The organism is Paenarthrobacter sp. NPDC090520, from assembly GCF_044769205.1.
Lineage (GTDB): Bacteria > Actinomycetota > Actinomycetes > Actinomycetales > Micrococcaceae > Arthrobacter.
The window spans coordinates 1-15,494 of the sequence record NZ_JBIVXM010000027.1; the positions used below are offsets into that span (position 1 = coordinate 1).

Sequence of the window (15,494 nt, forward strand, 5' to 3'; positions counted from 1 at the left end):
TGAACAACCTCAGAAACCAAACGATTCGAGAACTTCACCACGGCAATCGACACCCTTCAATAATCGGGTGTTGCGATCACCGCATGATTCGAAGCCCTCAAAACGCGCACAAATGCGACCCAGTTGGGTAAACCACGCGCCCGAGTCGCGCCGCGCCGCCGTCGTGCTTTCACGTGCGGCTGCCACGCGCTTTTGCAGCACCCTCGGCGCCGCTGGCTCGCTTCCGGATTCCGGGTGCTTGCCGCGCGCCCGAGTCGCTCCACGCCGCCGTCGTGCGTTGACGCGCCACCATCTTCCTTAAGGAAAATCCCATGACTCTTCTCGCCAAGCCCCCAGTCGGGGCCTCCAACACGCCATCCCCAAATCCTGAGCACACGCCGCCCCAAAGCGGTTGGTTCCGGGCCTTCCTGCTCCGGCTCCATTTCTACGCCGGGATCCTCGCCGGGCCGTTCCTCTTGGTTGCGGCGCTGAGCGGCGGTCTGTACGCCATGGCACCGCAATTGGAGCCGGTCCTTTATGCCAAGGAGTTGCGCGTCCCGGCTGTTGCGAACCCGTTGCCGCTGTCCACCCAGGTCAAAGCGGCCATGGACTTGGCCGGCGGCGCGGTTCCCGTCACCGTGCGCCCGGCGCCGGGGCCGGAAGACACCACCCGGGTGTTGTTTGCTGACCCGACCTTGGCAGAATCGACGTACCGGACCGTCTTCGTCCACCCCGGTACAGCCGAAATCCGCGGCGACCTGCCTACCTACGGCAGCAGCGGTTCGATGCCCATCCGGACGTGGATCTCCAACCTTCACCGTTCGTTGAACCTGGGCGAGCCCGGGCGGATCTACAGTGAGCTCGCGGCGTCGTGGCTGTGGGTGATTGCCCTGGGCGGACTGCTGCTGTGGATCGAGCGCATCCGCCGCAAACGCCAGGGTGCACCGCGAAAGCGGACCGGCCGAGCCCGTACCGTGTGGCTGCACGGCACCACGGGAACCGTGATGCTCCTGGCCTTCCTGTTCCTCTCGGCCACTGGCCTGACGTGGTCCGCGAACGCAGGGGCCAACGTAGGTACGCTGCGGACTGCCCTCGACTGGACCACCCCGAGCCTCAAGACGTCGCTGACAGGGGAAGGAACGACGGCGGGTGGCGACCACTCGGGCCACGGAACCGCTGGCGCTGGTGGCAGTACGAGTGCGGTTCAGCAAACCTTCAATCCAGCCTTATTTGATTCCGTGACCAGTGCCGCCCGCGCAGACATCGTCAAGGCGCCGATGGTCGACATCAAGCCCTCCACCAAGCCGGGAACGGCGTGGTCGGTGACTGAGGCGGGGAGGGAGTGGCCGGCGTCGGCCAGTGCCGTGGCCGTCGATCCGTCCACCGGGCAGATCACCAACCGCCTGGACTTCAACGACTTCAATCTCGCCGCGAAGCTCACCCGTTGGGGGATCGCAGCGCACATGGGACTGTTGTTCGGGCTCGCGAACCAGTTGCTGCTTTTGGCTGTGGCACTGGGCTTGGCGGCCATGGTGGTGTGGGGCTACGTGATGTGGTGGAGGCGGCGTCCCACCCGCGGCGGCTCTTTGGCAGTGGGCCGGGCTGCTCCCCGTGGTGCGTTCCTGCGGGGGCATTGGGTGGGCGTCCTTGCCGCTATCACGGTGATGGTGGCCGTGGGATTCTTCCTGCCCTTGCTGGGTTGGAGCTTGCTGGTGTTCGTTGTTGTGGACGCAGTGGTGGGCGAACTCCGACGGCGGGAGAGGCCTGCCCGAAGGGATAGCGTAAAACAGTCCTGATTGAGGGTTTTAGCTTCGATGGATACCGCGCAGGATGGATAGCAACCCGCGGAATCCATCCACCAGCAGCCGCACAGAAGCGGTGCCAGCAGAAAGGCAGAGCCACATGGCCACTACATTCCAGCCCAAGGAACTCTTCGAGACGGACCTCGAGAAGTCCCTCCTTGGCCAGCCGTTCGCCGAGGTCTTGGGCGACGACATCGCGGTGCGCATGGCAGTCCCCTTCGCCAGCGACGATTCCCGCATCCTCTCCGGCGTGTGGGAAGCAGCCCCGGGGCTGTCCCGCTGGGAGTTCCTGGAGCGCGGCGAAGTGATCCACGTCCTTGAAGGCCGCATGGTTGTCACCGAAGACGGCAAGGAGCCCGTCACCGTTGAGGCCGGCAATGCGGCCTTCTTCCCCATCGGTTGGCAGGGCACGTGGGACATCAAGGAGCGCATCCGTAAGTTCTTCGTGATCTTCAACTCCTGATCACCTCTTCATCGCAGCACACCCTCACAACGCGAACGACGGCGGGAACCTCCCGCCGTCGTTCGCTGTGCTTGGGTGCGGGTCGCGTGGGCGTGCCGCCACCACTGACCTTGCTTGGGTGCGGGTCGCGTGGGCGTGCCGCCACCACCCACTTTGGCTTCCACCCGGGCCGACACGCCGCTAAACCACGGCAGGCCGCCGGGGTTGGCGGCCAAAGTAGGTGGTGACGGAACGGGGATCGCCCAAACTTCCGCAAAGTTGGTTACATTCTTCTGACTGCCGGACATTAACCGGCTATGAGCGTGAAGACGGATCAAGGAGATCGTGTGGAGTCGGCCAGGGAGAAGCATTTCCTGGCAGCACACGCGGCCTGCCACGACAAGGTCTATAAGTACTTCCGCCGCCGGACAGAGGGGGCGTCCACAGCCGAGGATCTCTGCGCGGAGGTGTTCAGGATTGCGTGGGAGAAGACCCGTCAGGACCAGGAACTTTCCGTGCTGGTGGTGTTCGGCATCGCCAGGAACGTCCTCCGCAACCACTACCGCGCCAACCTTCGCTCGAACAACCTCACAGAACTGCTGGAGATGCAGCGGACGCAGGTGTTGGGCTCTGATGATGAAGGGGTCCGTGAAGCGTTGGACAGGCTCAAGCCGGAGGAACGCGAGGTTCTTCTCCTGACCTACTGGGACGGTTTCAGCTCCGCCGAGATTTCGGAACTGCTCCAGCTGACCGCTACGGCCGTCCGGATGCGTCTGCACCGGGCCCGCAAACAACTCAGCCGGCTGCTTCTGGCCGACCACGCTGCAGAGGAAGTCAACGAATGAGCACCAAGCAAGCCCTCGAGCGACTGGCTGCAGCCGATCCCGCCTTGGCGGCGACGGAAGAAGAGCTGGCCCTGAGCCGGGAGAGGAGCCTCGCCGTCAGGTTCGCCGACGCGGAGCAACTCACCGTGGCCGGCTCAGTTGAACAGTTCCACAAGCAGTCCTCCACACGCAGGATCCGAAGGGCGGCGGGGGTTGGCCTGGTGGCCGCGACGGTTGCCGTGGTTGCCGGCGTTGCGGTGTCCGGGGTGTTTGCCCCGCAGACGGGGCAGCCCCAACCTGCTGCCACCTCACCCGTGGCCACCTCGACGCCCGACCCAAACGAGCTTCCGCCCCTGCCCGAACTCACGGGCCGGATGCCAACGTTCGACCATCACATCGTCACGGGCGGCAATGGCAACAAAGCTGCCGTCGCCAACAACCCGGAAGCAGACTTCCACATGGATGCGCTCAACGGAGGAACACTGGGCCTGAACAGTGCTGGATGCCTCGTCAGCGAAAGCAGCGAGGATGGGCTCATCTTTCCCCGGGGGACAAAGATCACTGAAACCGGAGTGGTGTTTCCCAATGGGACGATTCTGAATATCGGCGAAAAATTCGCTTTCGGCGGCGGCGGCAATCAAGTCGATCCGGGACCATGCGCTCCGAGCGGTTGGGCCTTCCTGGTCCAGAGCTGGGACCCGGTCCGGTAATCACCCCGCCGCTTCACAGGCGACCAACAGCAGAGCCCGACGTCGGCACCCACCCAGGTGCCGACGTCGTGCGCGTCCCCAACTGGGTGGCAATTGAGACCGTTATGACCGGCTCAAAACGGCTTTAACTGCGACTCAGTTGGGTGTCCCGGCGGCTGGCTCTTCCTCCGCAGCCTCCGGCTCCCGCAGAACCAAAGCCGTGCCCTGGTAAGGGCCGAGCTCGAGGAAGAAGCTGTGCAGGTCGTCCACCTGGCCTACGTCCGAGCTGCTGAACAGGTCGTGGACAGTGGCCCCCGGAACCAGGTGCGGGGATTGGATGCTGCCCGCGATGTCCTGGTCAGAGAAGTTCAGCACCGTGACTTCCAGGTTCCCGTCACCGAGCTGGTTGACCAGCACCAGCAACGCGCGGTTGGAAACGTCCGGCACGTCCAACAGCGTGCTCGTGGCAATGCCGGACGTTTCGCGGACGCGAAGGATTTCCTGCAAACGGCGCGCGTAGGAACCGGAGTCCTTGAGTTGCTCCGGCAATGAACCGTAAAGGCTGCGTGCCCGGGGCATCCCTGCCGCGGATTTCACGGCGTCCGGACGGGTGCCCATGAGGTCATGTGCGCCACGGTTGATCCAGCGGGTATCGCCCTGCGCAGTCAGTTCGCCCACCACGTCGCGGGGAAGGGCGATGATGCCGGTGAGGTCCCACCCGGAGAGGGCGAACACGCCCGGCTGCAGCGCGTTGTACATGGACAAGAGCACATGGACATCGCGGATTTGGGTCTCTTGTTCGGCCGTAACAGAGTCCGGATCCTGGATGCCGATCGCAGCCATGATGAAGCTCGCCGTGGTGCAGGCAATGCCGTTGGTGGTGAACAGGGCGTTGTAGGGGCCGCTCTCGCCGGTCAGGCGCTCGCGGAGGGTTTGCTGGACCTTTTCCGCAACCTCGGCGCCCGTCAGTTCCTCGCCCCCTAGCTCGAATACGTCATCACGGTGTCCAGCGGCGAAGTGCAGGAGTTCGTAGGTGAGCTCGTCGTGGTTTTGCAGGGCGTGGACCAAGGACGCCTGGTCCACGCCGATCTCCATGGCCAGGCGAAGGGTCAGCCGCAGGAACTCGGTATCGCCCGTGACCAGGGAGTAGTGGTACGCGGGGCGGGTGATGAAGTCGTACGAAAGGTCCGCGCCGGCCTCGGACTGGGCCTTGATGTCGTCGATGGTCAGGTTGAGTTCCTGGAAGGAGAACCCACCCACCTTGCGGATCATGGAGCCGATCAGCTGGTTGGCAGCCTCGGACAGGGGGTGGCCTTCGGACCAACCAGGCTGTTCCTCGGCACTCTTCTCCACGCCGAGGAACCCGTTGGCGTCCAGGCGAAGGGCACCCGTGCCGAGGTCCAGCAGCGAGTGCAGGGCATCGCCCACCACCAGACGCATTCCGGCAAAGGTTGGATCCAGCCAATTGATGGACGGCTGCCCGGCCTTGAAGTAGTGCAGATACACCCAGCGGCGGACCTGGCCCGTGGTGTCCGCGACGGGACGGGTGGCACTCCAGTTGGTTTCCTTCACCCCGGGTTCGTAGAAGATCACGCGCTGGAGCCGGCCGATGATGTACCCGGCCTGCTGCAGGGCCTGCTCGGCCTCCGGGCTGATGTTCACCGAATCCTTGCCCTCGGGTACGTCAGGAAGCAGGTGCCAGTCCTCCTCGGGAATATCCACCATGTGATAAATGCCGGGGTAGTCGCGGAAGTTCATCTCGGCGAGCCGGAAGTCGGCGCCCTTGCCCGTGTGTCCGGGGACAATGTCGTCGATCACCGTGCCATCGTGCTCCGCGGCGATCTCGCACATCTGGCGGAACTCTTCCTCCGTGCCGAACGCGGAGTCGATCGCCATGCTGATCCGGTCGAAGTGCCCGTCGACGCTCGGAGTCTGGGACCAGCCGCTGATGCCGCCGGCCAGTTTCACGGGGCCTGTGTGGAGACCGCGGATACCGATCTCCCGGAAGGCCTTCCACAGTTCCGGATCTCCGAGGGCGGCCAGGAACGACTGGTTCTCCCGGGTGATGAAGGACAGCGGATAGGCCGTGAACCACACAGGTGCCTTCTCCACGGCCGCCCTCGGGTTGGGCCGGGCGTAGGCGTTCTGCCACATGCTCGCCTGGCCGGACAGCTGCCGCGCCATGGTGTTCGCGTCCCCCAGCATGGACTGGTTCCGGAGCCAGTCCACGTACGTTTTGTTAAGGCCGTCGAACTCCAATGAGGGCCGGGCGGCAAAGAATTGACGACGGCGGGCGATCGGCCTGAGTGCCTTGGGGCGTGCGGGGTAGAACTGCTCGTCGAAGGTGATCTCGGCGGTCTGCGTCTCCTCGGTTGATTCCTCGGCCGGTGTTTCCGCCGATGGATCCGGTGCCTGTACAGGTTCCACGGGCGCCTCCGCCGGTCCCTCGCTGGTTTCCGACACACTCTCGCTGACTACAGGCTCCCGCACAGCTTTCTCCTTTACGTGGCCGCCGCGTCAACGGCGACCGTCCGAGGGGTCGTTCAAGAGGTCACGTACCCGGTGTGGCCGGGCGTCTTCATGCTAAGCATCCTTGGCAGCTGTTTGTCGACCTTGGGGAGAAGTGAGTCTTCACGCAAGCGGACGCAGCCATGTAGCCAGTCGTTGATGGTGCGGGCGCGAACTCGAACCCTGGACGGGTTATCCACATAGCGGGCCACGCGCCAGCTGAGACCGGCCGGTCGTCCATAGAATGCTGCTACAATTAATGGCTACAAAATAGTAGGATGGGTAATGGCACCCCGCTGGGAACCATCGAGCGAGAAGCATGGAGTTTCGCGCCAAGACCAGATCTACGCGATCTTGAACGCGAGCTTCGTGCATGAATTGGACGAGCCGGTTAGGGAGGGAAGGATAGTTCTCTACGTCGGTCCGGAGCACGCCCAAACGGACCGGGAGATTGAGATTCTGGTTCATGAGTTCGGCGATGGCAGAGAGTCTTCCATCTTTCACGCAATGCAATTAGGACCAAAGTTCAGTCGATTCCGAGAGGAGCACCCAGATGGCTGGAGATGAAATGGACTACGAGGCACTGGCGCAGCGTCTGAGCGATCCCGATACGGAGGTCCAAGGGATCGGTACTGCCCTTCATGGCGCGGATGCGGCCGCGGCCGGCAGGTCCTTCCTCTTGCGCGAGTTCGGGAGTGACGAGGCCATTGAGGCCGCACTGCGTCCAGGGCGTCCGAAAGTGGGCCAGCGGCAGTCCGCTGGCCCTTCTCCGACGGTACGTGGACGGATTTCCGAGCAGGAGTACCAAGCGTTCAACGACCTGATCAGGGAAACGGGGAAGGGTCAAAGCGCGTTGGTCCGGGAGGCTGTTCACCTTCTGCTGCAACGCCATCACAAAATCGCCAGCTGAGTCTGGCCGGTCAATTGGCTGCGTCAGCGATCGCCATGTACAACCCCAGCCGCAACGGCGAAGCTTAAGGAACGCAACCGGGGGAGCTTTCATGTACAAGGCGCCGAGCAAGGAGGCCACAGACACGTGGCTGGACCGCGGGTTCTTCGTTCTCGGCGGTGTCGGGGCGGTGTGGCTCGCTTTCCTCTTGGTAGGTGAGAGTTTCCAGCTCGGCTGGGGCCAGCTCTGGTCATGGCTCGTGTTCTGGGCGTTCCTGGCCTACCTGCTCCTGCCACGCCTGCACCGGATCCTGACCACCATCTACGTGCCCGGCTATTTCATTGGCCGTGCCCGTACCAGCGACGGCCTGCTCGGCGATCCGGTTAACGTGGCGCTCCTCGGTAAGGAACGCCAGGTCCACGCCATCATGCGCCGCGCAGGCTGGACCATCGCGGACGACGTCACGTTCGCCAGCAGCCGCCGCATCATCAGTTCCACCATCCTGCGGCAAAGCTATGAACAGGCCCCGGTCAGCCCCCTGTATCTCTTCGACCGGCAACAGGACTTCGCTTACCAACAGGAAGTGGACAACAACCCGGGCAAACGGCACCACGTCCGCTTCTGGCGATGCCCCGACGGCTGGATGTTGCCGGGTGGGCACAAGGTGGACTGGCTGGCCGCCGGAACCTACGACCGCAGCGTCGGATTCTCCCTCTTCACGCTCCAGATCACCCACAAGATCGAGCAGAACACCGACGTGGAACGCGACCACATTGTCCGGACGGTCTCCGAGGGCGAGCCCTCTGTCCGCGTTCACGTGATCAAGGACTTCTCCACGGGTTACCACTCGCGCAATGGAGGCGGCGATTCCATTTCCACCGATGGTGACCTTCCCGTCGTCGACGCCCGGCTTGTCTCCGTCCCGTCGTCGCAGGAGCCCAAATCGACGGACAGCCGCGACCGCCGCCCAGCCCCCACCACCATGGGCGCCGTTCTGGTGGTGGTCAGGGCTTTGGCGGCACTCGCGCTCGCCGTCACGCTTTTCACCTCGTCCGATGTCTTCGCCGATCTCACCCTCGGCGACGCTCCCGCCGATCCGGAAACCACGACGGCGGCAGTCACCATTGTGGGGATAGTTGTGTTGGTGTTCGGGCTGGGGGAGGTGTTCCTGGCCTGGAGGATCTTCCTGGGGAGCAACGGTGCACGGGTGATCGCCATGGGTTTGAGCTCGGTCTCCATCCTGGTCCAGGCGATCGACGCTTCCACCGGGACTACCAGCATCACCCTCGAGGCCGGACTAGCGGGCTTGGCCACGGACATCCTGGTGCTGCTGGCCCTGTCCAGCCAGCGTGCGCGGATCTTCGCGAAGCGCCAGCGGGTCCCGGCCGTCCCGGCCCTTCCCATGAAAACGTCGCAGCCCCGCTAGTCCGGGGTTGCCCAACAGGCCATGGTTGGGCCGCAACGGAATGGTCACCGCGTTTTGAGGTAGCCTCACAAAGGTGAATGGGGACACGAACACCACGTCAGGGCCGTCGGCCAAGAAGAACAATTCCGGAGACAAGGCATTCCTGCCCCTTGGCATCGTCTTTGCCATCCTGGGAGTCACTTTTGCTGATCCTCGGCAACCCTGGATGGATAGCCTTCGCATCCATGGGCGCGACTTTCCTGATCCTTGGATTGACCCGTCGAGGGACCAAGCAGCCTTCTGAAACCCCTCGGGATTAGCCCAAACTCCTGAATGGGCGTACCGCCGCCACCCACTTTGAAGCCGTGTGCACCCGAGTTCGCTGGAAAGTGCGGCGTGTTGACCGTTTTTGGCCTTCACAGTGGGTCGTGGCGGCGCGCCGCCCGCAGCCGGTCACCCTTTAAACCCCCGACGGCGGCACTCAAGTCGAGTGCCGCCGTCGCCCGGGCCGCCGCCACCCACTTTGAAGCCGTGTGTACCCGAGTTCGCTGGAAAGTGCGGCGTGTTGGCTATTTTTGGCCTTCAAAGTGGGTCGTGGCGGCGCGCCGCCCGCAGCCGGTGACCCTTTAAACCCCCGACGGCGGCACTCAAGTCGAGTGCCGCCGTCGGCCGCTATCTCAGCAGGTGAGAGAGCGTCCCGCGGGAAGGGGTGTTTGGTGAGAGAGGGACGCCCGGAAGGGGGTGTTTGGTGAGAGAGGGTCAGGCGGTGACGGCGAGGGCGTCGATCTCGACCAGCATGACCTCGTGCGGGAGGTCGACGAACACCGTGGTGCGGCTCGGGAGCAGGCCGCTGGGGACGTTTTCGCGGATGAACTCGCCGTAGACCTCGTTCATGGCGGCGAAGTCGTCGCGGGTGGTGAGGTACACGCGGAACATGAGGACGTCCTCAACGGAGGATCCGCCGGCTTCGAGGATGGCCTTGACGTTCTCCAAGGTGCGGCGGGTCTGGACTCGGACGTCGCCGTCGCCGATGTACTGGTTGGTGGTGGGATCCATGGGGCCCTGGCCGGAGACCTGGAACATGCCGCCCTTCTTGATTCCCTGGGAGAACACGTGTGCCGGGGCGGGGGCGTTTTCGGTGAGTACTACGGTCTTTTCACTCATGCTGAGTTCCTTTCGTGGCTGATCCAGCCGAGGTCGTTGGAGATGGCCTCGGTGCTGGCTTTGAGGTCGGGCAGCAGCTCAAGCAAGCCTTCATAGCTGAGCATTACTACCGGTACCGAACAAGAGGCTGCGGCAACCACGGCACCGCTGGCATCGCGGATGGGGGCCGCGATGCAGTGCACGAAGGCCTCGTGCTCGGCGTTGTCGTGGGCCCAGCCCTGCTTCTTGACCTGCTCCAATTCCGCCAACAAGGCTTCCGGGGAGGTCAGGGTGTTTTCGGTGACTTTGACGTAATCCAACCCCGCGGCGATCTTTTCCTGCCGGCTGCGCGGCATGTCCGCGAGGAGGACCTTGGACACAGCGGCCGAGTGCAGCGATGCAGTGAGGCCGATGCGCGAGTACATGCGGACGGGGTGGTGCGATTCGAACTTGTCGATGTACACCACCTCGTTCCCTTCGAACGCCGCGAGGTGCACGGTGTGCCCGGTGCGGCCATTCAAATCCGCCAAGTGAGGGTGGGCCACCTTGCGGATGTCCCGTTGCTCCAGCGCGAGGGAGGACAGTTCGAACAACTTTGAGCCGAGCATGAACTTCTGGTCGTCGTCGCGGACCACCAAGCGTTTCTCCTCGAGGGCGTGCAGGAGCCGCATCACCGTGGTTTTGTGCACGGAGGCCTTGGACGAGAGCTCGTCCAGTGTTGCTGGTTTCGCGGCGAGTTCGCCAAGCAGGTCGATGGCCCGCATCAGGCTCTGGCTCAAGGTGTCACGCTCCGGTTCTGGTGTTGAATTGTCCGCCTTCAACATGGATAGCAGCCCATTCGCTATCCGAAGAATCGAGGATTGCCGAGAGCTGCTCTGCGGGCGGCAATGGTCCGCGGTCGCCGTGCACGGTCAGGGTGCAGGCAGCGGCTACGTGGCCGCGGCGCAGGCTTTCCTTTTGGCCGAGCCCATAGAGCAGGCCGCTAAGGTAACCGGCGGCGAACGAGTCACCGGCGCCAACAGGCTCGACGACGGACACAGACAGTGCGGGCACTTCCTCCCGGGTGCCGCTCCGGTCGAGCGAAATGGCGCTGATCGCCTCGTTCTTGATGACGAGCACCTTCGGGTCCGGCAGGAGGCGGCGGAGTTCGGCTTCGTCGCTGGTGCCGAAGGCCGGTTCGGCTTCGTCTTTCCCAACAAGCACGACGTCGGCCAGGTTCGCCAGCCGCTGCAGGACGCCGCGGTCCTGTCCGGCCCACAGGGCAGCCCGCCAATTGATGTCGAAGCTGATGGTCCGGCCTTTGCGAGGCGCCGTCAGCAGGGCCTCCAGCAGCGACAAGCACTCGGCGGAGAGCGCGGCGGTGATGCCGCTCAGGTGGATGAGCGAGGCGTTTTCCAGCAGCGAAGCCACGGCGGGATTCTCCAGGAAGGACCGTCCCATGGCCGAGGCCGCGGACCCTTGACGGTAGTACAGGACTGAGCTGCCGCCGTCGGGGTCTGACTCCTGGGCCGGGACCTTCACGTACACGCCGGTGGGCCGCGCGGAGTCGACCTCGACGCCAGAGACGCCCACGCTGTGGTCCCGCAGTTCGTTCAGGATGCGCGTGCCGAAGCCGTCGTGGCCCACCCGGCTCACCCAGTGCGTGTCCAGGCCCATGGCTGCGAAGCCCATGGCGACGTTGGATTCCGCGCCACCGATTCCGCAGTGGAGTTCTGTGGCCAGATGCAAGGGGACCGCCTGGACAGGGGTCAGCATGGCCATGGTCTCGCCAACACAAACAGCAGACAGCATGTAACTCCCGTACCCGATCAGTGCGTTTTCAGCGTTGTTTTCGCCGCGGGACAAGTCGATCCGCGGGGGTTTGAGGGGCCCTGCGGAGCATGCCGCGGCCTTGACTCTCAATCCGCCACCATGTTAGACATATCACCAGCAGCTTTGCAACCAGCGTTGCAAAATACGCAACGCAATCACAATCGCAGCAGCGAACACACAACCCCGCCGCCCCAAAGACGCAGCACCGCGAAGGGAATCAACGCGTGAACACTTCCGAAGCAATCTCGGCCTCCGCCGTGGCAGCCTTGGCCAACCGCCAGCTCGATTTTCGGCACAAAGCCGTGCCCGCAACGGCCAACGGGACCACGCACGCGGAGTTCCTCGCCGACAAGCACACGCTGGCCGATCTCCAGACACCGTTGCTCACCCTCGACTCCCGCGCCCTCGAAGCCAATGCGGACCGGCTCGCGGCCTGGTGTGCGGAGCGCGGCGTCTTGCTGGCACCCCACGGGAAAACCACCATGTCCCCGCAGCTCTGGGACAAACAGCTCAGCCGCGGAGCCTGGGGGATCACGCTGGCGAACTTCGCGCAGCTCCGCGTGGCCCGCGAGTTCGGGGTGCAGAACCTCCAGCTCGCCAACAGCCTCACAGACCCGCACGCGATCCAGTGGGTCGCGGCCCAGGAATCCACCATCCTGTCCTGGGTGGACTCGGTAGAGACGGTTGCCCTGATCGAAGGCACGCTCGCGGGCACAGACTCAGTGCTGGATGTCCTGGTGGAACTCGGAGCCCACGGTGGCAGGACCGGTGCCCGTGGTGTGGAAGCCGCCATGGACGTCGCCCGGGCAGTGGCCGCGTCGGAGCACCTCCGCCTGGTGGGCGTCAGCGGGTACGAAGGCTCGCTCGCGCACACAGCGGACGACGCCGGCCTGGCCGCCGTCCGCGGCTATCTCGCCGACATGCGGCTGCTTCACGAGGAACTGCTCGCGGCCGGGTTGTACGGCTCGGGGTCAGTGATCATCACTGCAGGCGGCAGCGCGTACTTCGATGACGTGGTCACGGCTCTTGCCCCGGCGATCAGCACAGGGGCCGAAACCGGGGGTCCGTCGGTGGACCTTATGATCCGTAGCGGCGCCTACATCATCCACGACGACGGCTTCTACCGCGGCATCTCGCCGTTTTCCCGCGAAGGCGACCAGCCCTTCACAGCCGGAATGCATGGCTGGGCGCGGGTCGTTTCCCAGCCGGAACCGGGCCTGGCCATCCTCGACGCCGGCAAACGCGACCTCCCCTTCGACGAAGGACTTCCCGAGCCGCAGCTCCTGGGCCCGGTCCTCGGCGGGCCCATGGAAACCCTGGTCGGCGCGGAGATCACGTCCGTCAACGACCAGCACTCCTTTATGACCTTCGATCCCGAAACCACCACGGTCCGCCCCGGCGACGTCGTCCGGCTGGGCCTGTCCCACCCGTGCACGGCCTTCGACAAGTGGACCGTCATCCCCGTGCTGGCCAGCAGCGAGCCCGGCGGCACGGGCACCACTGGGTACGCGGGCACCACTGAGTACGCGGGCACTACCGGCGACGCAGTCACCCCCGGCGCGGGTACCCCAGGCGCGGTCGCCACCAAGGGCCAAACAGTCACCACGGGCGGGGTCGCCACCACAGGTGACCAAACCGTCGTCGACCTCATCCATACCTTCTTCTAGGACCCACCATGAAGACCCTCATCAGCAACGCCACCTTGGTGGACGGAACCGGAGCGGACCGCCGCCCCGCGGACGTCCTGCTCGACGGTGCGGTAATTGCCGTGATCGCCGACGCCGGCAGCCTCACCGAGGCGGGCACGGGCGCGGACCGTGTCATCGATGCCACAGGCCTGGTCCTGAGCCCAGGGTTTATCGACATGCACGCGCATTCGGACCTGCAACTGTTGGTCAACCGGGGCCACTACGCCAAGCTCAGCCAAGGCGTCACCACGGAATTGCTGGGCCAGGACGGGCTCTCCTACGCGCCCGTTGACGACGCCACACTCGCTGGAGTCCGGGAGAAGATCGCAGGCTGGAACGACAACCCAGCGGACTTCGACTGGGATTGGCGAACCGTGGGCGAGTACCTGGACCGGCTGGATGCGCCGGAAGCCAACGCGGACGGCAGCACCGGGCGCATTGCCACCAACGCCGCCTACCTCGTCCCGCAGGGGACCGTCCGGGCCATGGTGATGGGCTTCGCGGAGGGCGATCCCACCCCGGAACAGCAGCAGCAGATGCAGGACGTCATCCGCACGGCGATGGAGGAAGGCGCCGTGGGCATGAGCTCCGGCCTGACCTACACGCCCGGAATGTACGCGCAGACCGAGGAACTCGCAGGCCTGTGCCGAGTTGTTGGTGAACTGGGCGGGTTCTACGCTCCGCACCACCGTTCCTACGGCAAGGGCGCACTCGATGCCTACGCAGAGATGATCGGGCTCAGCCGTGAGACGGGATGCGCCCTCCACTTGTCCCACGCCACCATGAACTTCGCCGAAAACAAGGGCCGTGCCGGGGAGCTCCTGGACCTCATCGATGAAGCGCTGGAGCAAGGCGTGGACATCACCCTGGACACCTACCCCTACCTCCCGGGTGCCACCACGCTGAGTGCGATCCTGCCGAGCTGGGCGTCGTCCGGCGGAACGGAGGCCACCCTGGACCGCCTGGCCGACCCCGAAACCCGTGCCCGCATCCGCGAAGCCGTGGAGATCTACGGTTCCGATGGCTGCCACGGCGTGGTGGCGGAATGGGAGACCCTGGAGATCAGCGGTGTCCAGAATCCTGCGCTCGCAGGCCACGTGGGCAAGACCATCAAGGACATCGCCGCGGAGACCGGGGAAGAACCGTTCGACGTGTTCGCCCGGATCCTCACCGAGGACCGCCTGGGCACCGGCATCCTGCAGCACGTGGGCCACGAGGAAAACGTGCAGGCCATCATGAAACACCGCACGCATACAGGTGGCAGCGATGGATTGTTGGTCGGTGCCAAGCCGCACCCGCGCGCGTGGGGTACGTTCCCGCGCTACCTCGGCCACTACTCCCGGGACCTCGGATTGCTCAGCCTCGAAGAGACTGTCCATCACCTCAGTGGCCGGCCTGCCGCACGACTCAAGCTCCACAACAGGGGACTGGTCCGCGAAGGGTTCGCCGCCGACGTCGTACTTTTCGATCCCGAAACCATCCGCGATACCGCCACTTTCGAGAATCCCCGCCAAGCCGCCAGCGGCATCGAGTACGTGTTCGTCAACGGCACGGCAGCGATCGACGGCGGCAAACCCACCGGCGCGCGCGCCGGCCGCGCCCTCCGCAGGCAGGGTGACGGCCTCACCAGGGAAGCCGCTACCAACCAGGAAAGAAGCCAATGACCCCCGAAGAATTCGTCCAGCAGCTCGAAGCCGACCGCACCCTCGCGGTGGTCCGGGCACCCTCCATCACGGACGCCGCGGACCTCTGCCGGGCGTTGGCCCAGGGCGGCATCCGCAGCGTCGAACTGACCTTCACCACGCCGGACGCGCTCAAGCACGTCCAGCGCGCGGCCGAAACCGCAGCTGACCACGGCGCCGCCGTCGGAATCGGCACGGTGATGACCGGCGACCAGGCCCGCGCGGCCATCGACGCCGGGGCACAGTTCCTGGTGACGCCCGGACTTCGGCCCGAGGTCGCGGCCGTTGCCACGGCGGCAGGCATCCCGTTCAGCCTCGGCGCCATGACCCCCACGGAGGTGGCGCAGGCGCTGGACCTCGGCTCCGCCGCCGTCAAGATTTTCCCCGCCCGGCAGCTCGGCCCGGCGTACTTGAAGGATCTGCAGGGGCCCTACCCGGGCATCCGGCTGCTTCCTTCCGGAGGCATCGACGCCTCCAACGCCAAGAGCTACCTCGACGCCGGTGCTGCCGCAGTCTGCTGCGGCACCAGCGTGGTCCCGCCCGCAGCAGTTGCTGCCGGCGACTGGGCAGACATCGCGGCACGTGCCGCCGCCTTCACCGGCACCCTCAAGTAGGACCCACCTAGAAAGTA

General features: G+C 64.9%; 13 protein-coding genes. 9 read left to right on the plus strand and 4 right to left on the minus strand.

Annotation, left to right across the window (positions count from 1 at the left end):
* Positions 1 to 311: 311 nt before the first annotated feature.
* The 4 genes from ACIQTZ_RS21765 to ACIQTZ_RS21780 all read left to right on the plus strand — a co-directional run bounded on the left by ACIQTZ_RS21765 (position 312) and on the right by ACIQTZ_RS21780 (position 3,757).
* A complete protein-coding gene (locus ACIQTZ_RS21765; RefSeq protein ID WP_402983985.1) occupies positions 312 to 1,775 on the plus strand; it encodes a PepSY-associated TM helix domain-containing protein in 1,464 nt (487 codons plus the stop codon).
* Between the two features lie 106 nt (positions 1,776 to 1,881).
* Positions 1,882 to 2,244, plus strand: a complete 363-nt coding sequence (locus ACIQTZ_RS21770; RefSeq protein ID WP_387439283.1) for a cupin domain-containing protein — start codon at positions 1,882 to 1,884, stop codon at positions 2,242 to 2,244.
* A gap of 296 nt (positions 2,245 to 2,540) precedes the next feature.
* Positions 2,541 to 3,068 (plus strand): RNA polymerase sigma factor, encoded by a 528-nt coding sequence (locus ACIQTZ_RS21775; RefSeq protein ID WP_402983988.1) that lies wholly within the window; start codon positions 2,541 to 2,543, stop codon positions 3,066 to 3,068.
* Entirely contained in the window at positions 3,065 to 3,757 is a 693-nt protein-coding gene (locus ACIQTZ_RS21780; RefSeq protein WP_402983990.1) for a hypothetical protein, read from the plus strand. The genes ACIQTZ_RS21775 and ACIQTZ_RS21780 overlap by 4 nt, the downstream gene beginning before the upstream one ends.
* A gap of 135 nt (positions 3,758 to 3,892) precedes the next feature.
* Here the strand turns inward: ACIQTZ_RS21780 and treS are convergent, their stop codons facing one another.
* Positions 3,893 to 6,226 (minus strand): maltose alpha-D-glucosyltransferase, encoded by a 2,334-nt coding sequence (treS, locus tag ACIQTZ_RS21785; RefSeq protein ID WP_402983993.1) that lies wholly within the window; start codon positions 6,224 to 6,226, stop codon positions 3,893 to 3,895.
* Positions 6,227 to 6,797: 571 nt separating this feature from the next.
* Between treS and ACIQTZ_RS21790 the strand changes: the two genes are divergently transcribed.
* Positions 6,798 to 7,154, plus strand: a complete 357-nt coding sequence (locus ACIQTZ_RS21790) for a hypothetical protein (RefSeq protein ID WP_402983995.1) — start codon at positions 6,798 to 6,800, stop codon at positions 7,152 to 7,154.
* 91 nt (positions 7,155 to 7,245) lie between these two features.
* Positions 7,246 to 8,559, plus strand: coding sequence for an LssY C-terminal domain-containing protein (locus tag ACIQTZ_RS21795; protein ID WP_402983998.1), 1,314 nt, complete (start codon positions 7,246 to 7,248; stop codon positions 8,557 to 8,559).
* Positions 8,560 to 9,297: 738 nt separating this feature from the next.
* Here ACIQTZ_RS21795 and ACIQTZ_RS21800 read toward each other — a convergent pair.
* From ACIQTZ_RS21800 to ACIQTZ_RS21810, 3 genes are read right to left on the minus strand one after another with little or no spacing between them, the layout of a single operon-like run.
* Positions 9,298 to 9,702: a RidA family protein gene (locus ACIQTZ_RS21800; protein WP_400332676.1), complete on the minus strand. Its 405-nt coding sequence runs from the start codon at positions 9,700 to 9,702 to the stop codon at positions 9,298 to 9,300.
* Positions 9,699 to 10,505 (minus strand): IclR family transcriptional regulator, encoded by an 807-nt coding sequence (locus ACIQTZ_RS21805; protein WP_402984002.1) that lies wholly within the window; start codon positions 10,503 to 10,505, stop codon positions 9,699 to 9,701. The genes ACIQTZ_RS21800 and ACIQTZ_RS21805 overlap by 4 nt, the downstream gene beginning before the upstream one ends.
* Positions 10,465 to 11,472 (minus strand): sugar kinase, encoded by a 1,008-nt coding sequence (locus ACIQTZ_RS21810; RefSeq protein ID WP_402984004.1) that lies wholly within the window; start codon positions 11,470 to 11,472, stop codon positions 10,465 to 10,467. Before ACIQTZ_RS21810 ends, ACIQTZ_RS21805 begins: the two co-directional genes overlap by 41 nt.
* Before the next feature lie 245 nt (positions 11,473 to 11,717).
* Here ACIQTZ_RS21810 and ACIQTZ_RS21815 point away from each other — a divergent pair, with 245 nt between their 5' ends.
* The 3 genes from ACIQTZ_RS21815 to ACIQTZ_RS21825 are packed head-to-tail and all read left to right on the plus strand — an operon-like array spanning position 11,718 to position 15,477.
* Positions 11,718 to 13,160, plus strand: coding sequence for an alanine racemase (locus tag ACIQTZ_RS21815; protein ID WP_402984007.1), 1,443 nt, complete (start codon positions 11,718 to 11,720; stop codon positions 13,158 to 13,160).
* 8 nt (positions 13,161 to 13,168) lie between these two features.
* On the plus strand, positions 13,169 to 14,845 hold the full coding sequence (locus ACIQTZ_RS21820) for an amidohydrolase family protein (RefSeq protein ID WP_402984010.1): 1,677 nt from the start codon (positions 13,169 to 13,171) through the stop codon (positions 14,843 to 14,845).
* Positions 14,842 to 15,477 (plus strand): bifunctional 4-hydroxy-2-oxoglutarate aldolase/2-dehydro-3-deoxy-phosphogluconate aldolase, encoded by a 636-nt coding sequence (locus ACIQTZ_RS21825; RefSeq protein ID WP_402984012.1) that lies wholly within the window; start codon positions 14,842 to 14,844, stop codon positions 15,475 to 15,477. Before ACIQTZ_RS21820 ends, ACIQTZ_RS21825 begins: the two co-directional genes overlap by 4 nt.
* The last annotated feature ends 17 nt before the right edge of the window (positions 15,478 to 15,494 follow it).

Bases quoted from the DNA above. Each gene is read 5' to 3' on its own strand.
- ACIQTZ_RS21765 (WP_402983985.1), top strand. From the start codon at position 312: ATGACTCTTCTCGCCAAGCCCCCAGTCGGGGCCTCCAACACGCCATCC.
- ACIQTZ_RS21770 (WP_387439283.1), top strand. From the start codon at position 1,882: ATGGCCACTACATTCCAGCCCAAGGAACTCTTCGAGACGGACCTCGAG.
- ACIQTZ_RS21775 (WP_402983988.1), top strand. From the start codon at position 2,541: ATGAGCGTGAAGACGGATCAAGGAGATCGTGTGGAGTCGGCCAGGGAG.
- ACIQTZ_RS21780 (WP_402983990.1), top strand. From the start codon at position 3,065: ATGAGCACCAAGCAAGCCCTCGAGCGACTGGCTGCAGCCGATCCCGCC.
- ACIQTZ_RS21790 (WP_402983995.1), top strand. From the start codon at position 6,798: ATGGCTGGAGATGAAATGGACTACGAGGCACTGGCGCAGCGTCTGAGC.
- ACIQTZ_RS21795 (WP_402983998.1), top strand. From the start codon at position 7,246: ATGTACAAGGCGCCGAGCAAGGAGGCCACAGACACGTGGCTGGACCGC.
- ACIQTZ_RS21800 (WP_400332676.1), bottom strand. From the start codon at position 9,702: ATGAGTGAAAAGACCGTAGTACTCACCGAAAACGCCCCCGCCCCGGCA.
- ACIQTZ_RS21805 (WP_402984002.1), bottom strand. From the start codon at position 10,505: ATGTTGAAGGCGGACAATTCAACACCAGAACCGGAGCGTGACACCTTG.
- ACIQTZ_RS21810 (WP_402984004.1), bottom strand. From the start codon at position 11,472: ATGCTGTCTGCTGTTTGTGTTGGCGAGACCATGGCCATGCTGACCCCT.
- ACIQTZ_RS21820 (WP_402984010.1), top strand. From the start codon at position 13,169: ATGAAGACCCTCATCAGCAACGCCACCTTGGTGGACGGAACCGGAGCG.
- ACIQTZ_RS21825 (WP_402984012.1), top strand. From the start codon at position 14,842: ATGACCCCCGAAGAATTCGTCCAGCAGCTCGAAGCCGACCGCACCCTC.